Here is a 14,539-nt window from a genome sequence, read left to right as displayed (position 1 = left end):
GAGCGCTAATGGCAAGGAGTTTGCGTTAAGTAGCAGAAGCTAATTAATGAATGGAGTGCCTTGTGGAAACTTTCTTGTCTACACATGAACATAAGCTGAAATCCCTGATTTACGATGTGAATTACTATGAAAAGAACCTTAAGTCTTTAAGTAGTTGGTGGGGGCGAATTGCTTTATTAGGGAAGATAAACAGTTTAGATGTCGCTGCCACTATCTTAGACGATATGGACAGTGCAAGAACCCGGTTTCATCGCTTACAAGACAGTTTGATCCAAAGCTTAATTCAGCAACATGGACGCAAGGCCGTTTTGCATCACCAGACTCGTTGCCAAATGGCGATTGATGTATTGATCCGAAACTTATTTGAGCGAACGGCGGACATTGGTTTTTTAAGTGATGATCCAATGGTCGGAGCTTTCCTCAACAGCTCTGAGTCGACAGAAGAGCAGCGCTTAGGTATCCGTCAGCATCTTCAGAATTACGTTGATAAATATACGGTGTATAACGACGCCATATTGCTTAAACCGTCTGGGGAAGTAGTGTTTCAGCTTAGCCAAAACAGCCGTCGCACAGTTCAAGAGCCGTTGGTTGACCAAGCTCTAGGGCAACCTTCGCAGTACGTTGAATATTTTGGTGTTTCTCCCCTCATTGATGATGCTAATGAGCATCTGTTTTATGCTCACAGCGTAATGTATCAAGGAAAGGTTGTGGGTGTGGTTGTTCTGTGTTTTCGTTTTAGAAACGAAATGCATGCCATTTTCGATACCCTGATTACTGCCGATGATCCAACCATGTACGTGTTGACTGATGCCTCTGGCAAAGTGATTTTCCAAAAGAATCAATTTGGTCGTAGTTATATTACCCAGCTTCCGATTCATGACGACATTTCGGTATGGCATTATGATGGGCAAGAAATGCTGCTGATTAATACTCAAGGAAATGCCTATCAAGAATACATGGGGCCAGAAGGCTGGCGTGCCTGTGCACTCATGCCTATGTCTGTCCTCAAAAGTAAGTCTGATGCAGGGGAGGTGGATTTCAATGAATTACCTCCTTTAAAGAAGTTATCCGGCATATTCTCACCAGACCTGTTGGATATTCGAGATCGCTCCACTCTGATTAATAATGACTTAGAGCTCATCGTGCTTAATGGTGTGATTACTGCCGCACGTAATGATTCTGCTGAGTTTATGCCTGTGCTAGAGGCGATTAAAAACATTGGACGCGATATCGACTCCGTTTTTGCAGACTCTATTGAGTCGTTATTTTCTACTATTCTGTCAACGCAGCTGGATGAAACACGTTTACAAGCCGAGTTAGCAGTGGATGTTTTAGATCGAAACTTATATGAACGAGCGAATGATTGTCGCTGGTGGGCATTGGATTCGCGTATTGGTTTGGCGCTATTGGAGCAACCGGTTAACACTGAGCAGATTAGTGCGATCCTAAAGGATATTCACGGCTTGTATACGGTGTATCACGACTTGTACGTTTTCGATGAGAAAAAGCAATATGTGACTTCTTCTTTAGATATTGAAAGCTGTCATGGCAAACATGTTCCCGAGTCGGCCGCTGCTGTAGAGACCTTGGCTTTAAAAGATTTACAAGAATATTCCGTATCGAACTTTGTACCGTCTGAGCGCTATGATGATCAGTCCACCTATATTTACAATGGTGCGATTCGACATCCAGAGCATAAAGACCAAGTGATTGGCGGGATTGGGACGGTGTTTGATGCCACAGTAGAGTTTCGCGCCATTCTTCAAGATGTGCTTTCATCCGACGAGAACCCCCAAGGTGATCAAGCATTTGCAGTGTTTACGAATGATGAAGGGCAAGTCATTTCATCCAGTGATAATCGTTTTCAGGTGGGGGATTTGTTTTTTCCTGATGTTGATTTACAGGTATTGCAAGAGCAGGGGAGTTTATCAGTGGTTTATGAGTACGAATCCCAATACTATCTCATGGGGGTAGCCTTATCTAAAGGCTATCGAGAGTTCAAGAATGACGACGGCTATACCGATCCTATCTTAGCTTGGGTCATGCAGCCTTGTTAGCAAAAAACTGTATGATGAGAAAAGCCAGCATTGAGCTGGCTTTTTTGTGGGTAGGTTATTTCTTAAGATTTTTCTGAATGGTATCTGAGTACCATTCTAGGAAGTTCATCACACCGAATTCATAGGTTTCAGAGTATGGGCCTGGCTGATAACCAATAGAGTTAATGCCTAGCTGATTCTGCTCCCCAAGGATACGGTCTTGATCATTGGTAGCGTCCCAAACCTGGCGCAGGCGATCTGGGTCGTAATCTTGGCCTTCCACAGCGTCTTTGTGGACGAACCATTTTGTTGTCACCATCGACTCTTGAGCTGAAATTGGCAGTACGCGGAACACGATAAAGTGATCAGACTGCATGTGGTTCCAAGAGTTTGGTAGATGCAAGATACGCATTGAGCCAAGCTCAGGGTTTTGAATGCGACCTAGCATTTTCTTACAGCCCGCTTCGCCATCAATCGTCATAACCTTCGTGCCTTTTTTCAGAGGCATACGAACGATACGGTTGCGCTTACCTGGCCCATAGCTTTTATGCTCATGAGGGATGCCTTCTGCGTCCCATTTAGCCGCTTGATCAGCATAATGATCTAAGAAATCTTGTGGCGCACGTGGGTCGTTTGTGTCATCCCATTCAAGAATGGTGTTTAACAATTCTGGGTGGCTGCCAGCACAGTGGTAACACTCACGGTTGTTTTCCAATACAAGCTTCCAGTTAGCTTTTTCGTACATATTGGATTCAGCGGCCAATTTAGTGTTTTCGACGTCGTAAGGAGCCATGTACTCTTCAAGCGTTGCTAAAAACTCATCAAAGTCACCTTCCGGTGCTTCTTTGCCTAGTGCAACGAAGATAAAGCCGCCAGCGGTTTTACAATGTGCTTTTTTCAGCCCGTGCTGAGATTTATCGAAGCCATCGCCCATTTCGGTTCCCGCAAACAGCAGGTTGCCTTTCAAATCATATGTCCACTGGTGGTAAGGGCAGACTAGGTTCGCCACTTTGCCGCGGTGCTCAAGGCAGATACGTGAACCACGGTGGCGACAAGTGTTATGGAATGCGTTAACAGAGCCATCTGCATCGCGAATCACCATGACAGGGTTTTGTGCAATTTCTACCGTGAAATAATCGCCACGCTTAGGGATTTCGCTGGTCATGCCAACAAATAGCCATTCCTTTTGAAATACCTCTTCTACGTCCACGCGAAACATGTGAGGGTCGTTGTATAGCGGAGCGTCCAAAGAGTGGTTCGCAGGACGAGCTTCCAACAGTTTTGACATTTCTGCGCGCGCATCTTCAATCGTAGAGTAACGCATGTTTAGCAGATCATTTTGATTCATGTTGAGTGATCCTCAATAACAAAAGCCGAGTTAATGTTGTTTCCCTCGTCGGAGCAACATGTCTTGGGCAGTTTAGACTGGCCCGTTGTCGTTATAATAATGACGCTATCGTCACCTAAGTTTGGCTTTGCAAGATGACCAAACACGACATCCTCTCATACATAAATCGACGCATGCCCTAGGCATATCCATGGTGTCATAGTGGATTGACTGCTATGAGCAAGTCGATGTCGTTAAAGGTCAACTCAATTCTGATGCCTCGAACGACAATGCTCCCAATAGGTGAAACGTCAACGCCAATAAAGAGAGAGCCACTATGACAAACCCTACTACAGCTTCTTCGGCTGAATATCTTGCTCCCGTTAATACCCAGACATGGGTTAATGGTCGTCACAACGTTCGCTGTGTAAGAGTTATTCAAGAATCGTGGGACGTAAATACGTTCTGTTTTATGGCGCAGCAGCCAGTCATGTTCTTCTTTAAGCCTGGGCAATTTGTCACGTTAGAGCTTGAAATAGAAGGCAAGCAAGTGATGCGTTCTTACACTATATCTAGCTCGCCTTCCGTGCCTTACAGCTTCTCTATTACGGTTAAGCGCGTTCCTGGCGGGCTGGTGTCGAATTGGTTACATGACAACATGGATGTCGGCGTTGAGTTGGCGGTGCATGGTCCTGTAGGGAACTTTAACTGTATTGATTTTCCAGCAGACAAAGTTTTATTACTTTCCGGTGGTGTGGGGATTACCCCTGTCATGTCCATGGCTCGTTGGTGGTTTGATACCAGTGCGGATGTAGATATTTCATTTGTTCACAGCGCACGTTCTCCTCGTGATCTGATCTATCCTCGAGAGCTGGACCATATGGTTTCACGAGTAAACAATATCAGTGTTCATACTATTGTTGAGCGGATGCACAATGGCTTAGCGTGGCACGGCTATCGCGGTTATCTTGATGAGACAAAGTTGCTACTGACGACGCCTGATTTCATGGAGCGCGAAGTATTCTGTTGTGGCCCTGCACCATACATGAAAGCGGTGCGTGAGTTGCTTAAGGCAAAAGGCTTCGATATGAGCCGTTATCATGAAGAGTCATTTGGTGAAACACCAGAAGCGATTGTCGAAGACGCCATTGAATTGGCTGAGGTTGCACAAGCAGAAGCGGATGCTCTGGACTCTGCAGATATGCATCGCGTTGAAGTCATCAGTAGTGGCATGACGATGAGCGTTCAAGTTGCGCCAAGTGAAACACTGCATAATGCTGCGGCTAAGTTGAATCTTCATATTCCTAAAGCTTGTGGTATGGGGATCTGCGGAACTTGTAAAGTGCTGGTGAAAGAAGGTGAAACGCATATGGAGGCCAATGGTGGTATTACAGACGAAGATGTGGCCGAAGGCTATGTGTTGTCTTGCTGTACCGTGGCTAAATCTGATGTTGTGATTGAATACTAGCATTGTCTGAGGGCGCCCTATGGAAGCGGAACATATTGAAATTGCCGAGTTCATAGGGCGTTACCCACCTTTTTCATTTCTCCCCCAAGACGCGCTGTATTCAGTCGCCTCTGCCATCGAAATTAGTTATTACCGCCAAGGCGCTGACGTGTATTGTTTCGGCGATGACATACACGACTTCTGCTTTATTCGTAGTGGTTCAGTTGAGATTTACCGCCGTAACGGACATCTCTACAACCGTCTTAGTGTTGGTGACGTATTTGGCCAGCTAGGCTTATTGATGAAAAACAGAGTGCGTCTGCCCGCACGTGCTTTAGAAGACTCTCTCATCTACTTTGTGCCGGAAGCGCTATTTAATGAGCTTTGCGATAACTTTGATGAATTTGCCTACTTTGTGGAGGTGGATGACAAACGTAAGCTCAACAAAGAAGTTCAACAGCAACAAGAGGATAATGCCTTATCCAGTGTCAAAGTGGGGGCGCTAATCGCCCGTGCGCCGGTGATGATTTCAACTCAAGCCAGCGTGCGGCAAGCGGCTCAGATTATGACCGAAGAGTCTGTGTCATCACTTTTGATTATTGAGCAAATCACTTCCTTTGAAGATGGAGGAGAGGAACGAAAAAAATTGGTTGGGATTCTAACGGATCGCGACCTCAGAACACGGGTGGTTTCTCAAGGCATTGATTTGGAAACCCCAGTTACGGAAGTCATGACGGCCTCTCCGAAAACGCTTGATAAAGAAACCTACGTATTTGAAGCCATGTTAATGATGCTGCGGTTTAACTTGCATCATTTGCCGATTATTGAACACGGTAGTCCAATCGGTGTCATCGCTATCTCTGACATTGTGCGCCATGAATCTAAGAACAGTCTATACATTGTGGGTTTAATTCATCGGCAACAGACACTCGCTGAATTGGCGCTTGTGGCGAATGATGTGCCGGCCTGTTTTGTTCGTATGGTGGGACAAGAATCCAGTGCGCACATGATTGGCAGTGCTATGTCGGTCATTGGTCGAAGCTTTAAGCAGCGTTTGTGTGAGCTGGCCGAAGAAAAACTAGGGCCACCGCCAGTGCCTTACTGTTTTTTGGCTTTGGGTTCTATGGCTCGTGATGAGCAATTGCTCATTACGGATCAAGATAATGCATTGATATTGTCTGATGATTACGAGGCATCGAAGCACGGTGACTATTTTGAGTCTTTGGCCGAGTTTGTTTCCGAAGGGTTAGATCGTTGCGGTTACCCATATTGCAGTGGGCGTATTATGGCCACTAATCCTAGATGGCGAAAAACACTATCAGAGTGGCGTACATGTTTTGCTGACTGGATCGATGTTCCTAACCCTGATGCCTTGCTTAATTGCTCTGTTTTTTTTGATTTAGAGGGGGTTTGGGGGAATGTTGCATGGGCGGATGACTTGTACCAATTTATCGTAAACCGAGCCCAGAAAACGCCTAAATTCCTTGCTAGTTTGGCGCGAAATGCCTTGCTACGAACCCCGCCACTTGGTTTTTTCAAAGAGTTTGTCATGGAGCAGGATGGTGCCCATCGCCGCACAATCAACTTGAAACGACGTGGTACTGCGCCATTAGTGGATGTTATTCGCGTGCATGCCCTGGCCATTGGTTCTAGAGCCAGAAACTCCAGTGAGCGACTCGAGGATGTAATTGAATCTGGTATTTTACCGGACAAGCGAGGCCAGGAACTGAAATACGCCTTGGAATATTTGGCAATGGTGCGGATACGTCATCAAGCGGAAGACGTTGAGTCTGGAGAAGAGGTAGACAATACCATTGAGCCTGACAAGCTATCTGATATTGAAAGGCGCAATCTAAAAGAAGCGTTTAATGTCCTCAGCAGTAGCCAGCGCTTTCTAAAATATCGCTACCCTTTTTCCTAAGTCGAGTTGCGCACATGTTTAAACACAAGCGACGTTTTTCATGGCTTGATTATCTACAAGAGCAAAGCAAAACGATTCAAGAGCCTTTGCTTAAGTGCTTTTATCAATCGCAGTTGGACTTCATACAAGATAAGACGTTACGAGCAGCTGAGTTTGTCGCTTTGGACTTTGAGACGACGGGGCTGTGTCCAGAGCAAGATGAAATCGTGAGTGTTGGTCTGGTTCCATTTACTTTGCAGCGTATTAAAGTCGCCCAAGCCAAGCACTGGTTAGTGCGTCCCCAAGGACAACTCTCGGATGAATCGGTGGTGATTCATGGCATTACCCATTCAGATTTATCACAAGCCCCCAGTTTGGATAAGGTGCTGCAATCCTTGCTACCCGAATTACAAGGCAAAGTTGTTGTCGTGCATTATCAATTTATCGAGCGCGAATTTCTAGCTCAAGCATCGGTTCGGCTAATGGGACAAGAATTGATTTTCCCTATGATTGATACCATGGCGATTGAGGCCCGATGGCACCGAATGGGTTGGCGCTCTGAATTGAAGCGCTGGTTTGGTGCTAAGCAAGTTTCGATTCGACTTGCTGATAGTCGCGTACGCTATGGTTTACCACGCTACCAGATGCACAGTGCTTTGACCGATGCGATCGCGACAGCCGAGTTATTTCAAGCGCAAGTCAGGCACCGTTTCTCAGATAGTGATTATGTTTCAGATGTCTGGCAATAAGTGTGCGTTATGCCCTAAAAAGGTGCCTAAGATGTCCGTGAAAATTATTTATTTAAGCTAAGCAAATGAAACCAATTTACCCTATGTTTAGAAAAGTGGTCTTGGTGATATCTGGTGACGACATTTTGTCGTAATGAGCTAAATTTTACTTGGTCGTTTTTGGTTAAAAATGGTTTGATTGGTGTCGCTCATGTGATATTTCATCAGGGAGGCTCAATTATTATACGGTGTCTGTTTTGGCGTATTTATTTACTAAACAGACAGCAAAAGTGGAGAGACGTATACCCAACAGCTAACTGTCGGTCCGTCATAATAAAAATAAGTGAATATAGCCTGTTTGGCCTGCTAATTGCTTACGCTATATATCACATATAAGAGGGCACACTCATGGTCTCAACTTCCCAAACGAATGGTGCATCCAGTAATAAAAAAGTGACGCGTGTTGGTTTTTTATTGCTCGATAATTTTACAATGATCGCATTGGCTTCTGCTCTTGAGCCATTGCGAATGGCCAATCAGCTCTATGGAGAAGAGCTTTATCAATGGTGCATGATTTCTGAGTCAGGCGATCCTGTCAGTGCAAGTGATGGCTTAAGTTTATCTGCTGATACCTCTATGTACGATATTCCTGAACTGGATATGATTATCGTAGCCGGTGGACTAGATATCACTAGGGCGTTTACTTCTAAGCAGGTCAGCTGGTTGCAACAAAAGGCACGTAAAGGCATTACGCTCGGTAGCATTTGTACAGGTGCTTATGTATTGGCGCATGCGGGTCTATTAGATGGCTACAACTGCAGTGTGCATTGGGAATGTATGACGGCTCTTCAGGAAAGTTTCCCTAAAGTCCGTTGTAATAACCGTTTGTTCTCGATGGACGATGGACGTTTCACGGCGACAGGTGGTAGTGCTCCTCTTGATATGTTCTTAACGATTATTGCTCGTGAGCATGGTGCAAAGCTTTCCAGCGCTGTGTCTGATATGTTTATCTGCGACCGTATCCGTAGCGAGTTTGATCAGCAGCGCGTACCTTTGCGTCAGCTGAACAAGGGCGGTTGTAAGCCTAAGCTAGTTGATGTGATTGAGTTGATGGAAAACAATCTGGAAGAGCCGATTGATCTTGATGAATTAGCGGCATTTGTAGATGTGTCTAGACGTCAATTGGAGCGCATGTTCCATAAATACCTTGATTGCTCACCATCACGCTACTATTTAAGGCTGCGACTAGATCGTGCCCGTCAGTTGTTGAAACAATCAAGTATGTCTATCGTCGAGATTTCAGCGGCTTGTGGTTTTATCTCAACTCCTCACTTTAGTCGCTGCTACCGAAAACATTTGGGGATATCGCCAAGAGATGAGCGTAAAGTGGCTTGGATGGGGAATATTACTCCGGTTGATCCTAACGCCATGGCAAATTTGGTATATATGCCACATTCGACTCGCGCCTTAAACAGTGCCCACTCGGAGCCGAGCTTTGGTTCCCTAGCTGCTATGAGCTAGTCCTTTAGCATCGCACTTACACCGCCATACTATTGATGAAAAGAGCCAAATATTGGCTCTTTTTTTATGGCGCATAATAATTATGCTTATAAACAAAAAAACCACTCGAGTCATCGAGTGGTTTTTTGATCATTAAAGCTGCTAGCTAAAGCCTAAATTATAGAGACTCAAGCGCCGCGTTGAATGTCGCACTTGGGCGCATTACTTTCGCAACTTCTTCTAGGTTCATGTGGTAGTAACCTTCTAGGTTAGCAGCAGAACCTTGAACAGTGTTTAGCTCTTCAACGATTTTTGCTTCATTCTCAGTCAGAGTCTTCGCAAGTGGTGCGAATTTAGCGGCCAATGCAGCGTCGTCTGTTTGAGCTGCCAATTCTTGTGCCCAGTACATCGCTAGGTAGAAGTGGCTACCACGGTTATCGATGTCGCCGATCTTACGAGAAGGTGACTTGTTGTTATCTAGAAGCTGGCCAGTCGCTTTATCTAGGCAAGTTGCTAGCACTTTAGCTTTCTCGTTACCTTGCTTGATACCAAGCTCTTCGAACGATACTGCTGTCGCTAGGAATTCACCTAGTGAGTCCCAACGTAGGTAGTTTTCTTCTTGAAGCTGCTGTACGTGCTTAGGTGCAGAACCGCCAGCACCTGTTTCGTACATACCACCGCCATTTAGCATTGGTACGATAGATAGCATTTTCGCGGACGTACCTAGCTCCATGATTGGGAATAAGTCAGTTAGGTAGTCACGTAGTACGTTACCCGTTACTGAGATAGTGTCTAGACCACGGATAATACGCTCCATAGAGAAACGGATAGCTTCGTTGTAAGACATGATGCGAATGTCTAGACCTTCAAGATCGTGGTCTTGTAGGTATAGAGCAACTTTCTTACGTAGCTCGTTATCGTGCGCACGCTCTTCGTCCAACCAGAACACTGCTGGCGTGTTAGAGTTACGAGCACGAGTAACACCTAGTTTCACCCAGTCTTTGATCGCAGCGTCTTTAGTTTGACATGCACGCCAGATATCACCAGCTTCTACTTCGTGCTGCATCAGCACGTTGCCAGCTGCGTCTACAACGCGCATTACACCGTTAGCTTTAGCTTCGAATGTTTTGTCGTGTGAACCGTACTCTTCTGCTTTTTGTGCCATTAGACCAACGTTTGGCACGGTGCCCATTGTCGTTGGATCGAATGCGCCGTTAGTTTTACAGAAGTTGATTACTTCTTGGTAAATACGTGCGTAAGTTGACTCAGGCATTACTGCTTTAGTGTCTTTAGTCTTGCCGTCACGGCCCCACATTTTACCTGAATTACGGATCATCGCTGGCATAGACGCGTCTACGATGACGTCAGAAGGTACGTGTAGGTTAGTGATGCCACGTACAGAGTCTACCATGGCGATTTCAGGGCGGTGCTCGTAGCAATCGTGGATCGCTTGAAGGATTTCGTCTTGTTGCGACTGAGGAAGTACCTTGATCTTATCAAGAACACTGCCTAAACCGTTGTTAGGGTTAACACCGATTTCTTTAAACACGTCACCGAACTTATCCCATACTTCTTTGTAGAATACAGTTACTGCGTGACCGAAAACGATTGGGTGAGACACTTTCATCATGGTTGCTTTCACGTGCAGTGACCACATGATGCCCGCATCTTTAGCTTCTTGTAGAGACGCTTCGAAGAAGTCACGTAGCTTACTTGCGCTCATGCGCATGCTGTCTAGTACTTCGCCTTCTAGTAGAGGAAGTGTTTTCTTAAGCTCAACGTTACCTGCTTGGTCAACAAACTCGATACGAACGTCTTGCGCTTTGTCCATTGTTACAGACTGCTCAGATGAGAAGAAATCGCCGTCACGCATGTAGTCTGCGTGAGTTTGAGAAGTTTTCTTCCATTCGCCCATGGAGTGTGGGTGTTTGCGCGCGTAAGCTTTAACCGCTGCTGGTGCACGACGGTCAGAGTTACCTTGACGAAGAACTGGGTTTACTGCACTACCTAGCAATTTTGCGTAACGTGCTTGAACTTCTTTGTCTTCTTCAGATTCTGCTGTTTCTGGGTAGCTCGGGATAGCGTAGCCTTGGCCTTGAAGTTCTTTGATCGCAGCGTTTAGCTGTGGGATAGAAGCTGAGATGTTTGGTAGCTTGATGAAGTTTGCACTTGGATCAGCTGTTAACTCACCTAGGAAAGAAAGACCATCTTCAACGCGTTGATCTTCTGGAAGACGATCAGAGAACGCTGCAAGGATTCGGCCAGCTAATGAAATATCCGTAAGTTTTAGCTCGATGTCTGCTTCTTTCGCAAATGAACTAAAGATTGGCAGTAGTGAAGCTGTTGCAAGTGCTGGTGCTTCGTCTGTCAACGTGTAGTAAATCGTTTGTTTTGACATGTAATTCCCCTAACATTCTGGCTAGTTAGCCGCTTGGATAGAAGGTGACTTTTGGCCGCCATTCCCAGTAATCAATTCAATTATGATTAAAATTTTGGTCAATATACTACCTCAAATGGTGGTTTGAGAAATATTGACCGCGAATATAGTCAAGATTGATCTAAATGATTGTGGCGTATAATGGTAGATCAGCAAGAAGCTCACTGCAGTATGGGCTTCTTGCATGAAGTGTTGAGAGGCAATTTAGAAACGGGCTTCCAACTGCTTAATTAGGGCCTTGCGCTTAAAAATTAAGTGCCAACGTCGACCACCAACTTGACGCCAAAGCATGGCTGCGCGAACTCCAGCCATCAACAACGCTCGTACTTGGTTGGCGGTGTGAGGTTGCTGCAGATGTCGAGCGTCCCCGTGTACTTGTATACGAAACGACATCTTACTAAGTGTTTCTTGGTACATGCCCGAGATACCAGCAATCATGTTTTCATGTAGCACAGAATCAAAGTGCTCTTTCTGGCGTTCCACTTGTGATAAGTGTCTGCCAATTGCACTTAAGGTGTTGTCGTCTTTTTGCAGTTTGGATTCGAGATGAATCATGCTTAGCGCATAACGAATGGTGTCAGGGTTAATCGCATCGCGACCTTTTCCCATCACTTCTTTGGCAATGCGGCGACCTAAAGCCAAGTTACCCTGACAGTCGAATGAGCCACCGTAAATATCCTCCGTAGAGGAGGAATTTACGACCAAAATGCTTTCAAGTAATGGCTTGCTGTATGCTTCGTCTGCGGTGCCTTTGCGTGCCAAATTCGCAACCAGCTCTGCCGCTTGAAAAATAGCGGAGAGGGCAATGGCTTGCTCTTTTAAATCGTGTTGCATTGCTTACTCCAGTTAGACATGCCTTTACTTGTTAAAAGCAACGTTAATGATGCCACCACCAAGGCAGTGCTCACCAATGTAAAAGACAACGGATTGCCCTGGTGTAATCGCTCGCTGAGGTTCTTTGAAGCTGACTTCAACGCGACCATCGGCTAATTCTGAAATCGTACACTCTTGGTCCGGCTGACGGTATCGGCATTTCGCCATACAAGTTAGCGGCATGCTTGGCTTTTCACGCGCGACCCAATCGAAGTTATCTGCAATAAGATGCGTTTTAAACAGGGATTCGTGTTGGCCACCTTGTGTGACAACCAGTACGTTACGCTGAAGGTCTTTTTCTACTACATACCATGGCTCATCAGGGTATTTTGATAGACCACCTATGCCTAAGCCTTGGCGTTGACCAATGGTGTGATACATCAAACCGTGGTGCTTGCCAATGATGTCACCTTCCAACGTTTCAATATTACCTGGCTGGGCAGGTAAATATTGCTCAAGGAAATCTTTAAAACGACGTTCGCCAATAAAACAGATGCCTGTGCTGTCTTTTTTATTGTGCGTAATTAAGTCGTACTCTTCGGCAAGGCGGCGCACCTCTGGCTTTTCAAGCTCACCAACAGGAAAGAAGGTGCGACCAATTTCATCTTTACCAACCGCGTAAAGGAAGTAGCTTTGATCTTTGTTGTTATCAAGACCTTTCAATAGAACGGGTTGTCCATCCATCTCACCACGGCGAACATAGTGGCCGGTCGCAATGTAGTCAGCGCCTAATTCTAAAGCGTATTCTAGGAACGCTTTGAATTTGATTTCTTTGTTGCACAGGATGTCTGGGTTAGGTGTGCGTCCGGCTTTGTACTCCTCAAGGAAATGCTCAAATACATTATCCCAGTATTCTGCAGCGAAGTTTGCCGTATGCAAATGAATGCCTAGTTTGTCACAGACAGCTTGCGCATCTGCCAAATCTTCCTTAGCTGTGCAGTACTCAGTGCCATCGTCTTCATCCCAGTTCTTCATGAACAAGCCTTCTACTTGGTAACCTTGTTGTTGAAGTAATAGGGCGGAAACAGATGAATCGACACCACCGGACATGCCGACGATAACTTTAATGGATGCGTTTGGGTTTTCTTTACTCATGATTGCTCTCTAATAGTTGAAACGGGGTAAAGGCCCGTCATTAGAATAAGTGGCGTATTGTATCTGAACGTTTGATCAAGATCTTTATTTTGCTTCCAAGTGATGATTATTAATCATATTGATAGGGAAGTTTTGACCATTTTCAAAGTCGTTGATGCATTCCAAGATCAGTGGGCTACGCTGCGGGTGTTGCTCAATTTCTTCTCTTGTAAACCAACCTGCACACAGGATGTCTGGATCTAGACTATTGGTTATATGACCGACTGGGCGGCAAATAACGCAAACCCGATGGTACGTATCGGCTCCCGCAAAAGGGGTGAAGGCGTACATGCCTAAAATCGCTGTCGGTTCAACTTGCCAGCCTGCTTCTTCCAGCGTTTCTCTGATCACGGCTTGTTGGAGTGACTCACCGTTTTCCACGTGTCCGGCTGGTTGGTTGAGAACGATCTGACCGTCTTGTGTTTCTTTGAACATTAGGTAACGGCCGTTGTCCGCTATGAGGGCGGCGACGGTGAGATGAGGCAGGCTTGCGCGCTTTTTCTCGTTCAAATTCTTTTACCTGTGCTGCTAATGTTTCAGTGGGTTCTACTGTTTCATAGGTGCCCACAGGGATATTTTCAACCGAGTAGGGGCCAATCGCAGCACGAATCAGCCGAAGCGTTGGAAAGCCAACATGGGCCGTCATGCGACGCACTTGTCGGTTTTTCCCTTCCGTAATCTGTAGCTCAATCCAACTAGTCGGGATGTTGGCACGCTCCCGAATAGGAGGTGTGCGTTGCCAGATATTGGGTGCCTCGATGCGTTGACACTTAGCAGGTTTGGTTAGACCGTCTTTTAGTTCAACGCCTTTTGAGAGTTGGTCAATCGCCTCAGCTGTGATGTCTCCTTCCACTTGAACCCAATAGGTTTTTGGCATTTTGAACTTTGGCGAAGCAATTAAATGTTGTAGTGGGCCATGATCTGTCAGTAACAGCAATCCTTCTGAGTCATAATCTAGGCGACCCGCTGGATAGACGTCAGCAATGTCGACATAGCTTGCAAGAGTGTCTTTATCGCCGTCGTGAGTAAATTGACTAAGGACTTGGAAGGGCTTATTCAGTAGCAGTAGCATCTTAATACTTGAGTGGTTTATTTATAAAAAGTGTAGACGCCAAAAAGCACCTAAGGCGTCCATCATACCAAAGGTGCTTAGGTCT

Annotated in this window: 11 protein-coding genes; 5 read left to right on the top strand and 6 right to left on the bottom strand. The window is 45.7% G+C overall.

Translation table 11 applies throughout. The annotated features are described in order from the left end of the window. The first annotated feature begins 74 nt into the window (after positions 1-74). Positions 75-2,057, top strand: coding sequence for a cache domain-containing protein (locus C8D85_RS05940; protein WP_133560546.1), 1,983 nt, complete (start codon positions 75-77; stop codon positions 2,055-2,057). A 55-nt stretch (positions 2,058-2,112) separates the two neighbouring features. On the opposite strand, the gene C8D85_RS05935 is transcribed toward C8D85_RS05940, so the two are convergent. Next, the gene (locus tag C8D85_RS05935; RefSeq protein WP_133560544.1) at positions 2,113-3,384 is read right to left on the bottom strand and encodes an aromatic ring-hydroxylating oxygenase subunit alpha; all 1,272 of its coding nucleotides are present in this window, start codon (positions 3,382-3,384) and stop codon (positions 2,113-2,115) included. 316 nt (positions 3,385-3,700) lie between these two features. On the opposite strand from C8D85_RS05935, the gene C8D85_RS05930 reads away from it, so the two are divergent. From C8D85_RS05930 to gbdR, 4 genes are all read left to right on the top strand, one after another. Beyond that, positions 3,701-4,831, top strand: a complete 1,131-nt coding sequence (locus C8D85_RS05930) for an FAD-binding oxidoreductase (RefSeq protein ID WP_133560542.1) — start codon at positions 3,701-3,703, stop codon at positions 4,829-4,831. A 19-nt stretch (positions 4,832-4,850) separates the two neighbouring features. After that, positions 4,851-6,731 carry a DUF294 nucleotidyltransferase-like domain-containing protein gene (locus C8D85_RS05925; protein WP_133560540.1) on the top strand — a complete coding sequence of 627 codons (1,881 nt, stop codon included), beginning with the start codon at positions 4,851-4,853 and terminating at the stop codon, positions 6,729-6,731. Between the two features lie 14 nt (positions 6,732-6,745). Next, positions 6,746-7,459, top strand: a complete 714-nt coding sequence (locus C8D85_RS05920; RefSeq protein WP_133560538.1) for a 3'-5' exonuclease — start codon at positions 6,746-6,748, stop codon at positions 7,457-7,459. Positions 7,460-7,846: 387 nt separating this feature from the next. Continuing rightward, positions 7,847-8,959, top strand: a complete 1,113-nt coding sequence (gene gbdR / locus C8D85_RS05915; RefSeq protein ID WP_133560536.1) for a choline metabolism transcriptional regulator GbdR — start codon at positions 7,847-7,849, stop codon at positions 8,957-8,959. A 157-nt stretch (positions 8,960-9,116) separates the two neighbouring features. Here gbdR and C8D85_RS05910 read toward each other — a convergent pair whose 3' ends face one another. From C8D85_RS05910 to C8D85_RS05890, 5 genes are all read right to left on the bottom strand, one after another. After that, the gene (locus C8D85_RS05910) at positions 9,117-11,336 is read right to left on the bottom strand and encodes an NADP-dependent isocitrate dehydrogenase (protein ID WP_133560534.1); all 2,220 of its coding nucleotides are present in this window, start codon (positions 11,334-11,336) and stop codon (positions 9,117-9,119) included. A gap of 243 nt (positions 11,337-11,579) precedes the next feature. Next, positions 11,580-12,209, bottom strand: coding sequence for a high frequency lysogenization protein HflD (gene hflD, locus C8D85_RS05905; protein WP_133560532.1), 630 nt, complete (start codon positions 12,207-12,209; stop codon positions 11,580-11,582). A 24-nt stretch (positions 12,210-12,233) separates the two neighbouring features. Then, positions 12,234-13,343 carry a tRNA 2-thiouridine(34) synthase MnmA gene (mnmA, locus tag C8D85_RS05900; protein ID WP_133560530.1) on the bottom strand — a complete coding sequence of 370 codons (1,110 nt, stop codon included), beginning with the start codon at positions 13,341-13,343 and terminating at the stop codon, positions 12,234-12,236. An 84-nt stretch (positions 13,344-13,427) separates the two neighbouring features. After that, positions 13,428-13,817 (bottom strand): NUDIX domain-containing protein, encoded by a 390-nt coding sequence (locus C8D85_RS05895; protein WP_133560528.1) that lies wholly within the window; start codon positions 13,815-13,817, stop codon positions 13,428-13,430. After that, positions 13,750-14,454: a pseudouridine synthase gene (locus C8D85_RS05890; protein ID WP_425324505.1), complete on the bottom strand. Its 705-nt coding sequence runs from the start codon at positions 14,452-14,454 to the stop codon at positions 13,750-13,752. Before C8D85_RS05890 ends, C8D85_RS05895 begins: the two co-directional genes overlap by 68 nt. Between the last annotated feature and the right edge of the window lie 85 nt (positions 14,455-14,539).

The sequence above is a fragment of the Marinomonas communis genome (assembly GCF_004363305.1).
GTDB classification, from domain to species: Bacteria; Pseudomonadota; Gammaproteobacteria; order Pseudomonadales; family Marinomonadaceae; genus Marinomonas; species Marinomonas communis.
The sequence above is the reverse complement of the archived record's forward strand: the minus strand, read 5'-3'. Positions and strand labels throughout refer to the sequence as shown.